This is a genomic window from Saccharophagus degradans 2-40, from assembly GCF_000013665.1.
In the GTDB taxonomy this organism is placed as follows: Bacteria; Pseudomonadota; Gammaproteobacteria; order Pseudomonadales; family Cellvibrionaceae; genus Saccharophagus; species Saccharophagus degradans.
Map to the genome: position 1 here is coordinate 4987237 of NC_007912.1, position 19288 is coordinate 5006524.

17 protein-coding genes are annotated in these 19288 nt (G+C 45.1%); 3 read left to right on the forward strand and 14 right to left on the reverse strand.

Going from position 1 to position 19288, the window contains the following annotated elements; all coding sequences use genetic code 11:
• Positions 1 to 76 precede the first annotated feature (76 nt).
• A complete protein-coding gene (locus SDE_RS20690; RefSeq protein WP_011470428.1) occupies positions 77 to 1420 on the reverse strand; it encodes a hypothetical protein in 1344 nt (447 codons plus the stop codon).
• A gap of 238 nt (positions 1421 to 1658) precedes the next feature.
• Positions 1659 to 3014, reverse strand: coding sequence for a bifunctional UDP-N-acetylglucosamine diphosphorylase/glucosamine-1-phosphate N-acetyltransferase GlmU (gene glmU / locus SDE_RS20695; protein WP_011470429.1), 1356 nt, complete (start codon positions 3012 to 3014; stop codon positions 1659 to 1661).
• 255 nt (positions 3015 to 3269) lie between these two features.
• Here glmU and SDE_RS20700 point away from each other — a divergent pair, with 255 nt between their 5' ends.
• Positions 3270 to 4292, forward strand: a complete 1023-nt coding sequence (locus SDE_RS20700; protein WP_011470430.1) for a LacI family DNA-binding transcriptional regulator — start codon at positions 3270 to 3272, stop codon at positions 4290 to 4292.
• 33 nt (positions 4293 to 4325) lie between these two features.
• Here SDE_RS20700 and SDE_RS20705 read toward each other — a convergent pair whose 3' ends face one another.
• The 3 genes from SDE_RS20705 to SDE_RS20715 form a co-directional block, all read right to left on the reverse strand.
• The gene (locus SDE_RS20705) at positions 4326 to 5447 is read right to left on the reverse strand and encodes a hypothetical protein (protein ID WP_011470431.1); all 1122 of its coding nucleotides are present in this window, start codon (positions 5445 to 5447) and stop codon (positions 4326 to 4328) included.
• A complete protein-coding gene (locus tag SDE_RS20710) occupies positions 5440 to 6330 on the reverse strand; it encodes an ROK family protein (protein WP_011470432.1) in 891 nt (296 codons plus the stop codon). The genes SDE_RS20705 and SDE_RS20710 overlap by 8 nt, the downstream gene beginning before the upstream one ends.
• A gap of 80 nt (positions 6331 to 6410) precedes the next feature.
• Positions 6411 to 8849 (reverse strand): TonB-dependent receptor domain-containing protein, encoded by a 2439-nt coding sequence (locus tag SDE_RS20715; protein WP_011470433.1) that lies wholly within the window; start codon positions 8847 to 8849, stop codon positions 6411 to 6413.
• A 214-nt stretch (positions 8850 to 9063) separates the two neighbouring features.
• On the opposite strand from SDE_RS20715, the gene SDE_RS20720 reads away from it, so the two are divergent.
• Entirely contained in the window at positions 9064 to 10287 is a 1224-nt protein-coding gene (locus tag SDE_RS20720) for an MFS transporter (protein WP_011470434.1), read from the forward strand.
• A 65-nt stretch (positions 10288 to 10352) separates the two neighbouring features.
• Here the strand turns inward: SDE_RS20720 and SDE_RS20725 are convergent, their stop codons facing one another.
• The 9 genes from SDE_RS20725 to SDE_RS20765 form a co-directional block, all read right to left on the reverse strand.
• Complete coding sequence (locus SDE_RS20725) at positions 10353 to 10775, reverse strand: F0F1 ATP synthase subunit epsilon (protein WP_011470435.1); 423 nt, start codon at positions 10773 to 10775, stop codon at positions 10353 to 10355.
• Positions 10776 to 10797: 22 nt separating this feature from the next.
• Positions 10798 to 12210 (reverse strand): F0F1 ATP synthase subunit beta, encoded by a 1413-nt coding sequence (atpD, locus tag SDE_RS20730; protein ID WP_011470436.1) that lies wholly within the window; start codon positions 12208 to 12210, stop codon positions 10798 to 10800.
• Positions 12211 to 12262: 52 nt separating this feature from the next.
• Positions 12263 to 13123, reverse strand: coding sequence for a F0F1 ATP synthase subunit gamma (atpG, locus tag SDE_RS20735; protein ID WP_011470437.1), 861 nt, complete (start codon positions 13121 to 13123; stop codon positions 12263 to 12265).
• Between the two features lie 6 nt (positions 13124 to 13129).
• Positions 13130 to 14671 carry a F0F1 ATP synthase subunit alpha gene (atpA, locus tag SDE_RS20740; protein ID WP_011470438.1) on the reverse strand — a complete coding sequence of 514 codons (1542 nt, stop codon included), beginning with the start codon at positions 14669 to 14671 and terminating at the stop codon, positions 13130 to 13132.
• Between the two features lie 37 nt (positions 14672 to 14708).
• Positions 14709 to 15245, reverse strand: coding sequence for a F0F1 ATP synthase subunit delta (locus SDE_RS20745; RefSeq protein ID WP_011470439.1), 537 nt, complete (start codon positions 15243 to 15245; stop codon positions 14709 to 14711).
• 20 nt (positions 15246 to 15265) lie between these two features.
• Entirely contained in the window at positions 15266 to 15736 is a 471-nt protein-coding gene (locus SDE_RS20750) for a F0F1 ATP synthase subunit B (RefSeq protein ID WP_011470440.1), read from the reverse strand.
• A 43-nt stretch (positions 15737 to 15779) separates the two neighbouring features.
• Positions 15780 to 16025 (reverse strand): F0F1 ATP synthase subunit C, encoded by a 246-nt coding sequence (gene atpE / locus SDE_RS20755; RefSeq protein WP_011470441.1) that lies wholly within the window; start codon positions 16023 to 16025, stop codon positions 15780 to 15782.
• Between the two features lie 68 nt (positions 16026 to 16093).
• Positions 16094 to 17029: a F0F1 ATP synthase subunit A gene (gene atpB / locus SDE_RS20760; protein WP_011470442.1), complete on the reverse strand. Its 936-nt coding sequence runs from the start codon at positions 17027 to 17029 to the stop codon at positions 16094 to 16096.
• Positions 17030 to 17050: 21 nt separating this feature from the next.
• Positions 17051 to 17434 (reverse strand): ATP synthase subunit I, encoded by a 384-nt coding sequence (locus SDE_RS20765; protein ID WP_336622900.1) that lies wholly within the window; start codon positions 17432 to 17434, stop codon positions 17051 to 17053.
• A gap of 509 nt (positions 17435 to 17943) precedes the next feature.
• Between SDE_RS20765 and SDE_RS20775 the strand changes: the two genes are divergently transcribed.
• A complete protein-coding gene (locus SDE_RS20775) occupies positions 17944 to 19131 on the forward strand; it encodes a tetratricopeptide repeat protein (RefSeq protein ID WP_011470444.1) in 1188 nt (395 codons plus the stop codon).
• Positions 19132 to 19288: the final 157 nt, after the last annotated feature.

The window sequence follows — 19288 nt, forward strand, 5'->3', positions numbered from 1 at the left end:
AGGGGAATTGCAATAAGGCTAGGTTTATTTCTAGCCTTATTGCATTGTGTTTGTAACCGTTGGACGTTATTTTTGGTTACTCGAAATATGCAATATCTTCACATTGCGCTTCAAAGCAGTGTAATAACACAAATGCTCTCAGCGCAGCATAGTCATACACTTCACTATTGCTTGCATGAAGCCTTATATTAAAGTCTATACCAGCACTAAAATCCGGTTGAATAATATTTGGGAAGTAGGGGATAGTAATAGCTCCTGTATTAGGGGCATATATCTCCCAGCGAAAGTGCTCACCACTTAGTGTTTCACCAGCAATAGTTATATTCACACTATCATAACCATCTAACTCTTCGCCAAGCCAAACCACATCCATTTGTTCGCCATAATTTATTACAATATCCGTAAACGCACCTGTTGCTACTTTTACGTCCATCTCTGTTGGTATAGTTTCCGAGGCAATATTAGCAAAATACCACTGAAATCGATCATAAGAGTCACCAACTTGAAACCAGGACACATTGGAATTATATTTATCCGCTTCCAAGTTAATTACATTCATATTAGTAGTCTGGTCAGCCTCACTTTGATAACCACCGATTCTAAATGATGACCTCAAGGGATCGTTATTAATCGCCCAAATATCAAAGACGACACTACGAGAAGTTGGATTTATAATCGATACTTGAATAAATTCGGTAAGCAAAGACTCTAAGTAAATTCTCGTATTGTCTAAGTAGTCATCACTGGTTAGAAACGTATAACCAATTGTATGCCCATCTCTACCTTCAACTACAGCCAGAATATTGTCGTTGGCCCCTACATAATCAGGGTACGTTCTACTAATACTGTTATAGCTAGTAGAACGAGACCAACTTCGATCGCATGCACTTAAGCCTGAAACTCCAACACCCTCTACATCGTCGCCATAATTGATTTCGCCAGTTAATTGCGAAGCATCAAATGTAAGCTCCTTACACCCCTCAGACTCGTCTCGGGTATAATAATCAATAGGTGAAGAATCGAGGTATATTTTTTCCTCAGAACCCACAAAAAAAGAGGTGAATATATTTATGAAAACATGGTCTTCTACTATGGTTTCAAATGACGCTGTATAAGCTTCGGGTTCCTCCTCTGGGAATTCAAAGCGATTTCCTTCGAAGCCTGAAATTGAAGCAACGTTTTCGCCGCTAACGCTATGAGTATAAAATTCAGCTATAGGCGCGACAACATCGTCTTCTGTCTGCTCAAAGTCTTCACCTATGTAGAAAAATTCTACACTGGATAATACTGGCGAACTGATTGGAGGGTCAGATGGGTCTATAACTGGGTTGCTTACCGGATCGGTTTTGGTGCTATTACCGCCACCGCAAGCAGCTACAATTAACGCTGGCAGTATTATCGTTAAGTTTTTTATATTCATTTATATTTCCCTATTCTAAGTAACACAGACTGTTGTGTTTAACTCATCCGTGTAAATACTATTTACTTTATAGTTAATAAACACTTAATTAAATAAGCATTGATTATGAATTTAGATGGTAATACCTAGCTCACAAGTAGGATGAACGTTAGCGAATTTTGGTTACCAACGCACACCCAACGTTTACTTGCGAAAAATTGTAGATATTAACTAGTTACTAGCGATTAGCATTTCCCAACTATTTTTTTACCGGCCTAGCCCAACCTTTAATATTACTTTGTTTTGCGCGGGCAATAATTAAATCACCTTCTTCAGAGTTTTTGGTCACAATCGACCCTGCACCCACAGTCGCATTTTTACCTACGGTTACAGGCGCGACTAAAGCAGAGTTACTGCCTATAAATGCGCCGTCTTCGATTGTTGTTTTAGATTTGTTTACGCCATCGTAATTACAAGTAATGGTACCGGCGCCGATATTTACACCTGCACCAATTTCCGCATCGCCTACGTAGCTTAAATGGTTAACTTTACTGCCTTCGCCTATAACTGCCTTTTTGGTTTCTACAAAGTTGCCAATTTTGGCTTTGCTGGCAAGTTGGCTGCCAGGGCGCAAGCGCGCGAAGGGGCCGATGTTACAGTTTTCCGCTAGAGTAGATTCTTCTAGAATACTGTTAGCTAAAATAACGGTGCCATCGCCAATGGTGCTATCGCTTATTACGCAATTAGGGCCGATGTGTACGTTGTTGCCCAACACCACTTTACCTTCAAAAACACAGTTCACATCTATTACGCAATCGCGACCTACTTCGATACTGCCGCGACAATCTAAGCGGGCGGGGTCGAGTAGGGTAGCGCCGGCCACCATTAATTCTTCGGCAACTTGGCGTTGAAAAATGCGCTCTAGCTCGGCTTGTTGCAGGCGGTTATTTACACCTAATACTTCGTATTCGTCTTTTGGTTGGGCGGTTTCTATTGCAATGTCATCTGCACTGCTCATAGCAATAATATCGGTTAGGTAGTACTCACCCTGGGCATTGTCATTCGACAGTGCCGGTAGCCATTTGGCTAAGTGGGCGCTTTTTACTGCCATTACGCCGGTGTTTACTTCGTCTATTTTAAGCTGCTCTGGGTTAGCGTCTTTTTGCTCAACAATTGCTGTTACGCTGCCGTTAGTGCGCACAATGCGGCCATAGCCATTAGGGTCGGCTAGGTTAACCGTTAACAAACCCATAGAGCTGTCACTTACTTTAGCGCGCAGCTCTGCAAGGGTATCTGTTTTGGTAAGCGGTACATCGCCATACAGTATTAGCGTGTCTGACTCTGGGTTAAGGTGAGGCAGCACCTGCAAAACCGCGTGGCCAGTGCCCAATTGTTCGGTTTGCTCCACAAAGTTTACATCGCGGCCTGCCAATGCCTCACGCACCATATCGGCACCGTGGCCAATAATTACGTGTACCTTATCGGCGTTAAGCTCTGCAGATCGATCTAGCACATGCTCTAGGAAAGGTTTACCCGCTAAGGTGTGCAGTACTTTGGGTTTATCTGAACGCATGCGCGTGCCTTTACCGGCCGCAAGAATGATGATTTCTAGCATAGTGCCCTCTAAGCGAAGAAGTTATCCATTGTTTAGGGGCGTAAGTATACAGGGTTCGCTTTGCAGTTCTGCGAATTTTTAGCTCACAATATTGTCTATTTGCCGCTATCTAGTAGAAACTACCAATGTGTTTGTGCTGCAGCAAGGAAGGCGTATTTGCAACAATTGCGGTCTTATGCGCTCATTCAGCCACATGGTAATAGATCTTGTTATACTCAGTAATATACTTCGATTTCGACAGCAGAAGGTTTCCTCGTGTCTAAGCCAACCAAAAAGCCCACACCACAAATGTCTGATATTGCTCGCCTTGCCGGTGTATCTAAATCGACAGTATCGCGGGCGCTGGCTAATTCACCACTGGTAAATCAAGAAACAAAAGACTTAGTACAAAAAATTGCTCGCGAGCAGAATTATCGCCTGAACACAGTAGCGCGTAACTTTAGGCTGAAAGAGTCGCTTACCATTGCTGTACTTATTCCCTCCGCAGGTAACGCTGGCTGGCGCCTATCAGACCCATTCTTTCTTGAGTTACTTGGCTCAATTGCAGAAGCGGTAGATCGCCACGACCATCAACTACTACTTTCGCGTACATCTGCGCAAGATAGCGATTGGATTGAAGACTTTGTTAATAAACGCAGGGCCGACGGCATAATATTGATTGGTCAGGGCTCGCAACACGAGGCAATTAATAAGCTAGCCGCAACATTTAAAGCTATTTCAGTTTGGGGCGCTAAAATAGATGAGCACCAGCACTACCCGGTAGTGGGTAGCGATAATGTATTGGGCGGCCATAGGGCTACCGCACATTTAATTGAGCGCGGGCGTAAGCGTATTTTATTTTTAGGCTATAACACGCTGCCCGAAGTATCGCAGCGTTATAGAGGCTATTGCGATGCTCATGCCAGCGCAAATCTCGCCATTGACCCTAAACTGCAAGTAGCGACGGGTTCAGACGAATCTGATGGCTACCTCGCGGTTATCAACGCTATTGAATCCAATATTGACTTTGACGGCGTGTTTGCTGTGAGTGATGTACTGGCTATGTCGGCAATTCGGGCACTGCAGGAACGAAAAATATCAGTCCCTAAAGATGTTTCTGTTGTGGGTTACGATGATATTGCCTTAGCAAGCTACTACAACCCGCCAATTACCACCATCCACCAGAACCGCTCTGCGGGCGGAAAAATTTTAGTGGATAACTTACTAGAAGCAATAGAAGGGCATAAGCCAGAAATGATAAGCTTGAACCCTGAACTTATTATTCGGGGCTCAAGCTAAGTGCTTATTAAAACTAAATTGTTTGTAAGCCTTTTAGTAAACAGGTTTGGCAGAAATTTTTTGCAACCTGCCTATCTCATTCAAATCTATTTTAACTATTGGCGCAAAAGATAATATCTGCTCGGGGGCTGTCGCTTCAGTGTACGGAGCCATGCAGTAGAGTGTATCGTTTTCGAAATCCGCTTTTAAAACAGTCATACCAAATAAACTCTCTAAGCCGTCCACTTCGCTAGTTTGCGTACCGGCCTTTTGCCAAGGGCCAGTTAAACTTGGCGCAGTATATAAGCGTATACGTTTATCCACTTCACTTTCGCTTTGCGCTTCGCTTGTTCGCGTAGTAGTCGCTGCGATGAGAACATAGCGTTTGTTTAGTTCGTCCACATAGATTTGCGGTAACTCTAATTGAGTAAACTCGTCATCATCTGGCAATGTTGTAGGGCCAAACAACTGGGTTGCCGATATATCTTCGTTACTTAGATTTATACTCGCAGCACCAAAAGCGCATTGAGTGGCGGATTTTTTTGCCGCCCACACGAGTTTATATGGTTGCTTTTCATCGAGTGTATCTGCAATTAAAAATGGATCGCGCCACGCTGTAATTGGGCCATTATTTTCGCCACCAGCCAAACCGATTTTGTCTTTTTCAGCAAAGAAATAACCCGCTGCTCGTAGAGAAGCTTCGTGTAACTCTGGGCAAAACAACACCTTACCGCTTTTATCCCCCATTGTTTGCGCGCTATCTGCAATTCCAATTGCTAAGTTTTGTACAAAAGGTTTTTCTTTACCGCGCTCACGTATACCGGTATACGCTACTGCTAGTCTACCATCAGAAAGGGGCAATACAGACCCACTCCATACATTGCGAGCATCGTGTCCGTCACTAGCATTGTTAGGCTGTTGAAAAACGCCTTTATCTAACCACGTTTTGCCTAAATTTTCTGAATAAAAATGGCGAACATGAAAGGGATAATTATTTCTCTGGCTTGCAGCAACAGGTGAGCCATCTATCGCTTTTTTAGGCACAGCTAAACAGTACAAGTGCAACTCGTCGGCAACACTAAAACCCCAGGCATCCCACAGGTAAAGTTCTGGATGGATAATTTCACCATCGAATGCTTCTGGCCAAGGAGCCGGTGCCTCTATTAATTTACTCATTAATATTTTCCCTTGCTAGTAGAAATGCGCCAGCTAAGCCAGCACCAGTGGAATAGGAAGACGCCTTAATAAAACTATCTAAATTCTGTGGCACTGCTTTCGCTGGCAGGTATCCACCTGCAAGATGAGCAAAATATTTATGTACCATCGGAATAATAAAAGTATTTTGCAGCACCCCACCGCCAAGAATAATGTTGTTGGGTGAGTAGGCTAAAGTAGCCGTATAACAAAGGCGCGCCAAATGAAAACCGACCGATTCCCACATAATGTGATCGCTCTCGGCCTCTTCTGGTAATATTTTCCATCGCTGCTTTAACGCTGGGCCAGAGATTAACCCTTCAACACAATCGCCGTGCCTAATGCAAACTCCTTTTGGTTCTATTGCCAATCGTTCGCTGTAGCAATGGCCTAGCTCTGGGTGTAACTCACCCGTAAGCGTTGCGCCATTTATAACCACGCCTACACCTACGCCTGTACCTACCGTAATATATACAGAATTGCAGTTACTCTTTTCTAATCGCTGATGCTCTGCGTAAGCTGCCGCGTTTACGTCGGTGTCCAATGCTATGGGGCAATCAAATACGTTAAATGCTTCTAGAATATTCTGATCGCACCATGCTAATTTCGGGCTATTTAAAATGGTGCCATAGCTAGCTGATTGCTTGTCTATATCTACCGGCCCAAAGCTTGCTATACCCAATGCTTTAATAGCACCTAATTTGTTCTGTGCCGTTTGTAAAAAATCGACACAAGCTGGCAAAGTATCACTTGGTGTATGGGTAGGAATACGGGTAGCCATAAGTGGTTCATCTACCGTATAACCAACGCTTATATTAATTTTTGTACCGCCCGCTTCTATGGCAGCAATTAAAGTATTACTCATAATCTTTACCGTATAAAAAAGACCGCTACTACATACGTAACAACATTTATAACAACTATGTAGTAGCGGTTAAGATTCGCCTAGAACTGATACTTGACTGACAAGCTAGTAGAGCGTCCGGCGATGGATCTAGCGCGTACATAGTCTGCACCGCTAATAGAGATAGGAGTATTTTCTTCAGCTTCGGTCACGCCAATTTGATCAAAAATATTGTTAACCGCTAGCGAAACCGTAAAGCCGTCTGCAAGGCCAAAATTAACGTAACCATTAACATAGTTGTAACCATCAAGCGTGTAGTCGTTGGCGTCTTGCGCGTAGGAATCGGTGGTGCCTATGAGTGTCAAGCCAGCGCTGTGATCACTCCAAGCATAGGATGCTGTTGTTGAATAAACTAAATCGGCTTGGCGGCGAGGAGTATTACCAATTAACGATGCATCGTTACTGCTCACAATTTCTGCTTGAGTCCAAGTCGCGTTTGCAAGTAGCGTAACTGCACCAAGATTCGCAAACGTTTCTAGCTCTAGCCCAGTAGATTCATATTCACGAACACGCGCGGTTAATGTGCTGCCATTGGTACCTTCAGAGTTTACATCGTCGGTTTGAACATAAAATGCTGTGGCAAAAATACCGGCGTAGTCACCTTCGCGCTTATAACCAAATTCGTATTGGCGCACTCGGTTTTCCACCGCACCATCCACAACGGTACCATCTACAATAAAGCCACCGTCACCTAAGCGGTCTGTGTTCGCGCGGCCGCCATCACTGATGTTGGCAAAAATAGCGGAGTAATCGTTAAGTAAATAGTTTGCACCCAAAGCATAGGAGGTATATGCCCAATCGTATTTATATTGGCTGCCTGCAATTGACGCCTGGCTGATAGTTTGAGCTTGGCTTTCTGCGAGAGAGATTTCTCCATTGCCATCAAAATCAACACTGTTATTCGCACCAAACGCGTAATGACCAATTGCATCGCCGCTATCGCTGCGAACACTAGCGCTTACACTTAAGTCGTCATTAATATTTGCATTTAAAGCAATGTAGACCGCGTCTAAGTTTGTTTCTAGCGCGGTATCGCGATAACAACAGTAACCCCAGTCAGGCGCGCCGTAAGCAACTAAGCCACCTGTTGTTAGTTGGGCGTCGTCTTCATAAGCATTTAGTAGGCGCGTTTCATCCGCTACATCTGCAATATAGGTTTGCCAATACCAGTTTATATCTATGGCTTGGCTTGCTGTGTAATAGCCAGCGGTAATATCCCAGCTATCAAATTGTTTGGTTAAGCTAATATCGTTACTAAAATTATTTAAACTATTAATATCGTTATCAAACGTACGAATATTTTGAATTAAGCCGTTGCCATTAAGGTTTGCCAAGTCGCTTGCACTTAGTAGTTCTCCCGCGTTTTTACCAGAAGCATAGGCCAAGCCGTTTGCGCTACCTAAACCAGAAGCAATACCTGAAGGGTCTGACGCCGCGCCAATATTTGCGCTGAACGCACCAACAAATTTACCTGAATTCTGGGCAACTCGAAATTTTTCACTAAGAATTAGGTCGTCAGTTATATCAAACTGAATTTGACCGCCGATCACTTGTGATTTTACTGAGCTACCATCACCAATACTTGAATGGCGTACACCTGTTCCGCCATCACCGGTTTGTATTGCAAGCAGTTCACTTGGAATATTAGAAGATTTGAGGGCATCGAAACCAGTAATGCTATCGCCACCCGCGCGCATAGGCATGGGCAAGTAGGTGGTGGTTTTGTCATCTAGCACTTTGCCGTATACACGCACATAGCCGCGATCAAATTCTTTTTTAATACTCAGCTTTAATTGGCCACCTTTGTTACCATTAAACCCTGTGTCTCGCACACCTTCACCGGTGCGATAGTAGCCGCCAACGTGGAACATCCAACCGTCAGAAAATGGACTGCCGTACTCAAAGTCCATGCGGTTTGAGTCGTAATCAACGCCGGTGCTAAAGCCAACACTACCGCCTTCCTCCTCACCTGTTTTACTTACAAAGTTAATAACAGCAGCAGGGGAGTTACTTGCCAATGTAGCTGAAGTACCGCCTTTGACGGCCTGAATTTGGCTAACTGTCCAGTCATAACTAAGATAGTTATCGGCGTTACCTACAATTACATCGCCGTATTGCATTACAGGCAAACCATCTTCATGCAGTTGCATAAACTTGCCACCACCGGATGCTACGGGTATGCCGCGAATAGAAAGGTTGGTATTACTCTCACCGGCTGACGCTTCTGAGCGCACACCAGGAATGGCTAAGAAAATTTCTGTGGTACTGCGGGCCACACTGTTTTCTACCCGCTCGGGTGACAAGGTGGTAGAGGACACACTTGCATCCATTTTTGTTTGTTGGGTAGGTAAGCCCGTCACTAATACTTCTTCCAGCGCGAGTCCCGTCGACTCTGCATGGGCAAAACCCGCGATCGCCGAAGCAACCATGAAACTTAAGACATTCTTAGCTAATACTTGGTTAGTGTTTTGTGTGCTCATCGACTTTCACCTGTATATGTACTTAGTATTTATAGTTAAAAACGGGCTCTTTGGCCGCAGTTTGATTTGGCTACATTTCAACCATAGATCAATTACAAACGATTGCAAAATAAATTGCAACCGATTGCAATAAACTTTTTTTGGTCATAAACTAGCTATATGGTTTAAAACATAAACAATTGACTAGAGCGTACTAAGCGCCAGAGGCCTACAAATGACGAATCAAATATTGAGCGAGAGGGAGAAAAAGTCTGTTAAGTGGCTGACTTTTATCATGTTTTTAATATTCGCTATGACCACAGATGCAGTAGGGGTAATTATCCCAGAGGTGATTAAAACCTTTGGTCTAACCCTTACCCAAGCCGCAACTTTTCACTATGCAACGATGATAGCCATAGCAGTGTCTGGTATTTGTTTAGGCTATTTAGGCGACAGGTTCGGCAGAAAGCTAACCATTGTAGGCGGCCTAGCCTTGTTCGCTTTGGCGAGTTTTCTTTTCGCAGTAGGTTCGAGTTTCGGCTTCTTTTTATTACTTCTCGTAGCCATTGGCACCGCCGTTGGCATATTTAAAACAGCCGCACTCGCGCTTATAGGCGATATCTCTTCAACACCTGCTGAACATACTAAAACAATGAATCTGGTTGAGGGGTTTTTCGGTATTGGCGCCATAATTGGGCCAGCATTAGTCGTTTATCTGCTCGCGCAAGGTATTTCTTGGACATACCTTTATGTTGTGGCTGGTGGGCTGGCCGTTTTACTCATTGTTTTAGCTTCTGTTAGCCGCTACCCAGAACAAGCTAAAGAAGTGGATTTATCGGTAAATTGGAAGGCAGCGTTTAGCTTAGCAAAAGATTGGTATGCGCTTTTCTTCTCTAGCGGTATAGCTTTGTACGTAATTGTTGAGTGTGCGATTTATGTATGGATGCCAACTTGGTTTTTAGAATACGACGGCAACTACCCTCTATTGGCTACTTACGCCTTATCTGTGTTTTTTATATTGCGCGCAGCGGGGCGGTTTTTAGCCGTTTTAGTGCTTAATTTAATGAGCTGGCAAATGGCAATGGTGGTTTGTACTGGTGCTATTTTTGTTTGCTACCTAGGAAGCATCGTTCTTGGCGTAAACTATGCTGTTTGGCTCTTACCTGCTTCAGGTTTATTTATGTCGCTAATTTACCCTACATTAAACTCCAAGGGCATAAGCGGTTTCGAGCCCCATAAACACAGCTCGGCTGCCGGTTTAATATTGTTTTTTACTGCCGTAGCAGCCGCCGTTGGGCCGTTACTAATGGGAGTTATTGGTGACTTCTTTGGTCATTTAATTTTTGGTTTTGTTTTCTGTGCCGCTTGTGCTGGTGCACTGTTTTTAGGTTGCATATTCAACTTTATAAAAGACCCATCCTCTCAAAGGCTTAGTGCAATCTCTTTAAAACATAGTTGAAAAAACTAAAAACCATAAAAAAGGGAGCCATTGGCTCCCTTTGGTATTCACTAATAATCGATCTATTAACGCTGTAGCTTTTTGCGGATAGCTTGCAAGGTGCGGAGCTGTGCAGCAGATTCTGCCAATTGTGCGGCGGCTTTGGAGTAGTCCAAACCTTCGCTAGATTGGATAGCCTGCTCGGCTTCTTTCATTGCAGCTTCAGCGGCGGCTTCATCCATGTCGCCTGCGCGTAAAGCGGTATCTGCAAGAACGGTTACTACGTGTGGCTGTACTTCTAAGTAACCGCCAGATACGTAGAAGATTTCCTCTTCACCGTCTAATTTTTTAACTCTTACTGGGCCGGGCTTAAGCGCGGTTAGCAGTGGAGCGTGACCGTAGTTTATACCTACGTCACCCTCTACTGATGCGGCAACTAAAAGCTCGATTGCCCCAGAAAAAATTTCTTGCTCGGCGCTAACAATGTCGCAATGTACTGTCATTGCCATAGTTCCTGCCTCGATTAGCAGCTTACGCTGCTTTCTCTTTCATTTTCTTGGCTTTTTCGATTGCTTCATCGATAGAGCCAACCATGTAGAACGCCTGCTCAGGTAAGTCGTCGTATTGCCCGCTCAACAAGCCCTGGAAGCCAGAGATGGTGTCTTTAAGCGATACGATTTTACCGTCTTGACCGGTAAATACTTTTGCAACGTTAAATGGCTGAGATAAGAAACGTTCGATTTTACGTGCACGAGATACGGTTAATTTATCTTCTTCAGACAATTCATCCATACCCAAAATGGCAATAATATCTTTCAGTTCTTTGTAGCGCTGAAGAACAGACTGTACGCCACGCGCAGTATCGTAGTGCTCTTGACCGATGATTAATGGGTCTAGCTGACGTGAGCTAGAATCCAATGGGTCGATAGCAGGGTAGATACCTTTTGCTGCAATATCACGACTCAATACAACGGTTGAATCCAAGTGAGCAAAGGTGGTAGCTGGCGATGGGTCAGTCAAGTCATCCGCAGGTACGTATACCGCTTGGATAGAAGTAATAGAACCAGTCTTGGTTGAAGTAATACGCTCCTGAAGCACACCCATTTCTTCAGCAAGAGTAGGCTGGTAGCCCACCGCTGAAGGCATACGGCCCAACAGTGCAGATACTTCGGTCCCCGCCAAGGTGTAACGGTAGATGTTGTCTACGAACAACAGTACGTCTTTACCTTCGTCACGGAATTTTTCAGCCATGGTCAAACCAGTCAATGCTACGCGCAAACGGTTTCCAGGTGGCTCGTTCATCTGACCATAAACCATGGCCACTTTAGATTCGTCGAATTTATCAACGTTTACAACGCCGGCTTCCTGCATCTCGAAGTAGAAGTCGTTACCTTCACGAGTACGCTCACCCACACCAGCAAATACGGATAAACCGCTGTGCTCGGTTGCGATGTTGTTGATCAATTCCATCATGTTTACGGTTTTACCCACACCGGCACCACCGAACAGACCAACTTTACCACCCTTAGCGAAAGGACATACTAGGTCGATAACTTTAATACCGGTTGCTAGTAGTTCTTCAGATGCCGCAAGCTCGTCATATTTTGGTGCTTTGCGGTGGATAGAAGCACGTTCTGTTTCGTTGATTGGGCCCTTTTCATCGATAGGGTTACCCAATACGTCCATGATGCGGCCAAGAGTCGCAGTACCAACAGGTACGTTGATTGGTGCACCAGTGTTTTCTACGGCTAGGCCGCGGCTAACACCCTCAGAACCACCCATTGCAATTGCACGAACAACGCCGTCGCCGAGCTGTTGCTGTACTTCAAGGGTGAGGCCTTTGTCTGCGACGGTTAAAGCGTCGTAAACCTTTGGCACTGAGTCGCGTGGGAATTCCACGTCAATTACAGCGCCGATGATTTGTACGATACGTCCGCTACTCATTTTCGCTTCCTCGTATATTTAAATTAAAAATCAAATGTCAGGGTAGGCCGTATTACACCGCGGCTGCGCCGCTTACGATTTCTGACAGTTCTTGTGTAATAGCTGCTTGGCGCGCTTTGTTGTAAACCAACTGCAAACCGTCGATTAAGTCACCGGCATTATCGGTGGCGTTTTTCATCGCGATCATTCGTGCAGCTTGCTCACATGCGCCGTTTTCTACTACGGCCTGGTACACCTGAGATTCGATGTAACGCACCAATAAACCGTCTAGCAATTCGCGTGCTTCGGGCTCATAGATGTAATCCCATTGGTGCTGTAATTTTTTGTCTTCATCTGGCTGTAAAGGCAGAAGTTGCTCTACCGATGGTAATTGAGTCATAGTGTTCACGAACTCGTTACCTACCAAGTAAAGCTTGTCGATTTTCTGCTCGGCAAACGCATCTAGCATAACTTTAACGCTGCCAATCAAATCGGATACCTTGGGTTTTTCGCCTATATCACGCACGCTTGCAACGATGTTGCCGCCCACGGAATTAAAGAACGAAGTACCTTTTGCGCCGATCATGCACAGGTCTACACCAACGCCTTTATCGGCCCACGCTTTACTGTGGACGATAACTTGCTTAAACACGTTAACGTTTAAGCCACCACACAGACCGCGGTCTGAGGATACGATGATGTAACCGACTCGTTTAACTTCACGCTCTTGCAGATAAAGGTGCTTATACTCTGGATTACCATTGGCTAAGTGGCCAACAACAGCGCGCATGCGGCTGGCGTAGGGCTTACCTAGTTCCATGCGGTCCTGGGCGCGACGCATTTTACTGGCCGCTACCATTTCCATTGCACTGGTAATCTTTTGCGTATTTTTGATACTACCTATTTGGGTACGTATTTCTTTACCGCTTGCCATGATGCTTTACCAAGTTTGCGTGGCTTTAAAGGTATCCAAAGCAGACTTCAGTTGCCCAGCGATTTCATCGCTGTAGCTTCCGCCGTTCATGGTGTTCATCAAATCGGCGTGCGAGCTGTTCATGTAAGACAGCAATGCAGATTCGAAATCACCAATTTTGGAAACTTCTACGTCTTTCAAGTAGCCTTCGTTCGCAGCGTAAACAACAACAGCCATTTCACCCACGCTTTGTGGAGAGTACTGCTTTTGCTTCATCAATTCGGTTACGCGCTCACCGTGCTCTAACTGAGCTTTGGTTGCTTCGTCCAAATCGGATGCAAACTGAGAGAAAGCCGCCAATTCGCGGTACTGCGCAAGTGCGGTACGAATACCACCAGACAATTTCTTAATTACTTTAGTCTGAGCAGAACCACCAACACGAGAAACCGAGATACCTGCGTTCATTGCAGGACGGATGCCGGCGTTGAATAGGTCTGTTTCAAGGAAGATCTGACCATCGGTAATAGAAATTACGTTGGTAGGTACGAATGCAGAAACGTCACCAGCTTGAGTTTCGATGATTGGCAATGCGGTTAAAGAACCGGTTTTACCTTTCACTTCACCGTTGGTGAGTTGCTCTACGTAGTCAGCGTTTACACGTGCAGCGCGCTCAAGTAAGCGTGAGTGCAAGTAGAAAACGTCACCTGGGTAGGCTTCACGGCCTGGTGGACGACGTAGTAACAAAGAAATTTGACGGTAAGCCCAAGCTTGTTTAGTCAAATCATCATAAATAATAAGTGCGTCTTCGCCGCGATCGCGGAAGTATTCACCCATAGTACAGCCCGCAAAAGGAGCCAAGAACTGCATAGATGCTGGGTCAGAAGCGGTAGCAGCAACAACAATGGTGTGATCCATTGCGCCGTGCTCTTCTAATTTACGCACAACAGATGCAACAGACGATGCTTTTTGACCAATAGCCACATAGATACATTTAATACCTGTACCTTTTTGGTTAATGATGGCATCGACAGCAACAGCTGTTTTACCTGTTTGGCGGTCACCAATAATCAATTCGCGCTGACCACGGCCGATTGGCACCATGGTATCAACTGCTTTCAAACCAATTTGCACTGGCTGATCAACGGACTGACGAGCAATTACGCCCGGTGCAATTTTTTCGATTGCGTCAGTTTTCTTGGCGTTAATAGGGCCTTTACCGTCGATTGGGTTACCTAGTGCATCGACAACGCGACCACAAAGCTCTTCACCAACAGGCACTTCCAAGATACGACCTGTACACTTACAGGACTGACCTTCGGCAACGCCTTGGTAATCACCCAATACAACTGCACCTACTGAATCGCGCTCTAAGTTAAGCGCAATACCGTAAACACCGCCTTCAAATTCAATCATCTCACCGTACATAACATCGGCAAGACCGTGGATACGAATAATACCGTCGGTTACAGAAACCACGGTGCCTTCGTTTTGCGCTTCGGTAGAAACCGCTAGGTTGTCTATCCGTTGCTTAATAATTTCGCTAATTTCGGAAGGATTCAGCTGTTGCATACTGTAATTCCTTAAATTCTGAATTTCGGACCCAGAGTCAAACGTTCATAGCTTCAGCAAGCTTTGCTAAACGTCCGCGCACAGAACCATCTATTACGGTGTCACCCGCTCGGATGAGCGCACCACCTAGCAGGGCTTTATCTACCGCCGTGCTTAGGGTGACTTCTCGATCCAGTTTTTTGCTAAGCGCTTCAACCAGTTTTTTCTCTGTCGCTGCGTCTATTTCAAACGCGGTCTCTACGGTCACATCAAGTGATTTTTCTTGATTAGCTTTGTAAAGATCAAACAAAACAGAAATTTCTGGGAGTAGGGCTAAACGTCGATTATCCGCCAATACGTGTATAAAGTTTTGTTGCTTTTCAGCAAGCTCTTCGCCACATAGCGCAACAAAAGCATCGGCTTTTTGTTGCGCAGTTAAGCCAGGAGCAGACAAAACAGTTTTTACACGGTCGACTTGAGAAACTGCAGCTGCTGTCGCCAACGCTTTGGACCAACCACCTAGGTCGCTGGCATCGCGTGCGGCAATAAAAGCAGCTTTAGCGTAGGGTCGAGCTAATGTCGTAAATTCTGCCATGACGTTTTCTCAGCCCCCGATTAAAGCTCTGCAGCTAGTTTGTCCAGCATTTCGCTGTGCGCTTTGGCATCTACTGTAGTGCCAAGCACTTTTTCAGCACCTTGAATGGCCAATGCTGCAACCTTGCCACGCAATTCTTCGCGCGCTTGGGCAACTTGACGTTCAATTTCTGCCTGGGCAGCAGCTTTAATACGCTCGCCTTCTGCGACTGCAGCTTCTTTAGCTTCTTCAACAATTTGGTTACCGCGCTTGTTAGCTTGCTCCACAATAGTGGCCGCTTGCTCTTTTGCTTCGGTTAATTGTTTGCCCGCTTTTTTCTGAGCCAATTCTAAATCTTTATCGGCGCGATCTGCTGCTTCTAAGCCTTCTGCAATACGTTTTTCGCGCTCTTCCATCATAGCGATGAGCTGAGGCCATACGTACTTCATGCAGAAAAGAATAAAAGCAATAAACGTTAATGATTGCCCGATAAGTGTTAGGTTGATATTCACACCTACACCTCTCTAATTAGTTGCTGGAAGGGTGATAGCAAAATTAAGCTGCTAAACCAGGTGCAACAGCAAAGATCAAGTACATGCCGATACCAACACCGATCATAGGAACCGCATCAAGTAGACCAGCCATCAAGAACATTTTGCCTTGAAGAGCAGGACCTTGCTCTGGTTGACGAGCAGAACCTTCTAATAATTTGCCACCCAAAGTACCGAAACCAATTGCAGTACCTAGTGCGCCCAAACCGATCAAAAGAGCTGCTGCGATATAAACCAATGCTTGTGCCATTGTTGTTTTCTCCTGTTATTAAGATAAAAAAGTAAAAGTTAAAAATGTAAAACGTAAAACTAAAAAAACTAGTGCTCGTCGTGGTTATCGTGTGCCATGGCCATATAAACCGTGGTGAGAACCATGAAGATAAATGCTTGCAACGTAATGACAAGAATGTGGAATACCGCCCACGCCCACTGCAATACACCGCCAACAAAACCCATTACCAAACCAACACTGAATAGAAGTGCGATAAGGATAAAGATCATTTCACCTGCGTACATGTTGCCGAACAAACGCAAGCCAAGCGAGATAGGCTTAGCAATAAGCGCAACGGTTTCCAAAATGGTGTTTACAGGTATAAGAAGTATGTTGAGGTACCACAATTTCTTTGGTGCAAAGAAGGGGTGGCAAGTTAGCTCTTTTACAAACCCTAAAGCGCCTTTTTCTTTAATGCTGAACATAATCATCAAAGCAAAAACAGTAAACGCCATACCCAATGTGGCATTGGGGTCGGTTGTGGGAACTACTTTGAAGAAGGTATGGGAATCGCCAGTAACAACTTGCGCCAGCATAGGCAGCCAGTCTACGGGGATTAAATCCATAAGGTTCATCATAAATACCCAGCTAAAGATCGTTAAACCCATTGGTGCGATCAAGCGGTTTTTATGATGGAAAATATCTTTAACAACGCTGTTAATGCCTTCAACCAAAAACTCAACAAAGCTGAGTAGGCCGCTTGGCTTGCCGGTGTGCGCTTTTTTAACCGCTGAGCGGAAAATAAAACCCAACAACAGCGCCAAGAAAATACCCCAACCCAGGGTATCTACATGCACTGCCATAAAGCCCATATCTTTGGCTTCTTGTGCAGTGTGGGCAAATGTCCACGTATTAGCCGCTAGCTCGGTATGGGTACCGTCGGCATTGTGACGCACATAACCGGCAGGAAGTTTGCCGTAAGTAAGGTTTTGCAAATGGTGCTGAATATAGCCCGTTGCTGTTAACTCTTCGCTACTCGCCATAATTTGCTTCTTGCGTATCCGTTAAAGTCTAAAGTTTTTGGCTACCTGCAGGCCGATAAACCACTGCAGAACCACCATGAAACCAAAGCCGATAAATAAAAACTCTACCTGCAGTGGCTGAACAAATCGAAATACTAAGGCAAACCCTACTGCCGCTAGAGCCAGTTTGCCCGATTGCCCCCAACTAAACGAGCGGGCTATCCAACGCGCTGCTTGAGCGCCTCGGTATCGAAAAGCGTAATAGGTAAAATAAAGATTGGGGAGCATATAAACAATTGCCCCAAGCAGGAATGATTTAGCCGCAAGCGGGTGCACCAAAAACCCAATGAGGGACAGTGGTATCACACATGCGAGCTGAACCAGTATGCTAAACCGAACCGGGTGAAATGTTCTTTTAGTAATAATCTTACCTTCCGCGTTTTAACCTAGCTAAGCCCTTACTGCTTCACCAACCGAACTACATACCAAAAAGTGGCCACAGCATTTTGCCGAGGTCACGAAATGTTAAATATGTGGAACGAGGGCAAAGTAGGGAAGCATGGATTCGAGGGGTAAGATACCCGCGATTTGCCTACTTGATAGTTACCTTAGAAAGCGCGACTTTTGCGCCCCGGCACCACCTTATCCTCTTTATACACCAGTTACGCCCAATCGAGTTTTAAAGCCGTCATTTGGGCGCTTGGGATTATAGGGAGTAAGTAGTGCACTATCAAGGGCGGCAACGCCTGCGGGCAAATCTAACGTGAAATAGTTGCTTGTGGCGGCGAATAGAACAGATTTAAAGCCAATTTTGGCCTGACCAAAACAAAATTCACGGCTTTTAAGAAGCAATCCACACGTAGTATGCTTTCACCCGCACTAAACATTTCACCCACACCTATGGAAACAAACTTCATACAATCGGGACGCTAATAATGACAAGCCACAACCTTACTGCACCCAACGCAATTACCCGTATTTTAGCGCTGCTGTTTTTACTGTTTACAACCACCCAGGCTGCGTATGCCGCCCCAAAGAAAAGCTTCGCCGAAGAGCTAGATGCTTTGGGCGCAAACTTTAGCGAATACATGAACCAGCAGGACTTCGTTGCCGTACTCAACCTATTCGATACCCAGCAGCTTGCTTCTAGCGTAAGCGACCAACTGGAACTGACTGGAAAATTCAGAAAAGACTTCGAAACAGGTATGTTGCAATCCCTTAATTCACCCCAGTGGTTGCGCAACTTTTTGCAGCAGGGTACCCCAACGTTTATTTCGAAAGGCGCCCGCAAAATAGACGGTAAATATCGCGCAATAGTACGCATAGATTACGAAACAGGCGGCCACAACTTTTTAGAATTACAGTGTAAACGCAACCAAGCCGGTGAGTTAAAAATAGTCGATTTCTTTATAGCGACTACAGGGCAAAATGTTGTGGCCACACTGGTGGATACCTCCGCCCTGTTACTTAAGCAACAATCCGGCGTTGTGGCTAAGCTGATAGCCGCCTACCAAGGTGAGGAAAACCTCCAACAAAAAATTAAACAAATCAATGAATTACGCAGCCAAGGCAAATTCGCAGAAGCCCACAATATCCTACAAAGCTTGCCGGATTCCGTGCGAGACAGCGAAATAATTGTGTCGATGTCCATCATGTTATCTAGCAACATTAGCGACGAGCTATACAGAGCAGACTTAAACAGGCTGGCCAAGCTATACGGCGACAAACCAAGATTCAGCTTTATGCTGATAGATCACTATTTTTACGAAGAAGATTTTACCAACGCCCTTAAGGCAACCGGTATTATGCAGAAGCGCTACGGCACCGATGCTGCACTGCTAAATCTCCAAGGCCGACTTTTGCATTTAGATGGCAAAGGTAAAAAGGGCAACAAAGCGTTAGAAGCCGCTATTAAGGCCGAACCCTATACCATTGATGCCTACTGGTCGTTAATGGAGTTTTACGCAGCCGATAAGCAATTTCAGCTGGCAGTAGACACGATGTCCCGCATGGAGAATCAGTTTGACTACACTTTTAGTACTGACGATTTCGATACATCAGACCCGACAATGGCTTCGCTTGTAAACAGCGATGCCTTTAAGCAAAAAGTAGGAACACCTTAAGCGCCAGCAGCGCCTTATTAGGTTCACCAATAGGGCGCGATCTTTCCTTCCGAGTAATCGCTCACTAATCACAGCCCTCAAACAACCCAGCCTCCATAACCACGCTACATAGCGTAGTACCAATGGTTACGCAACCACAATCACCTTATGCACACCA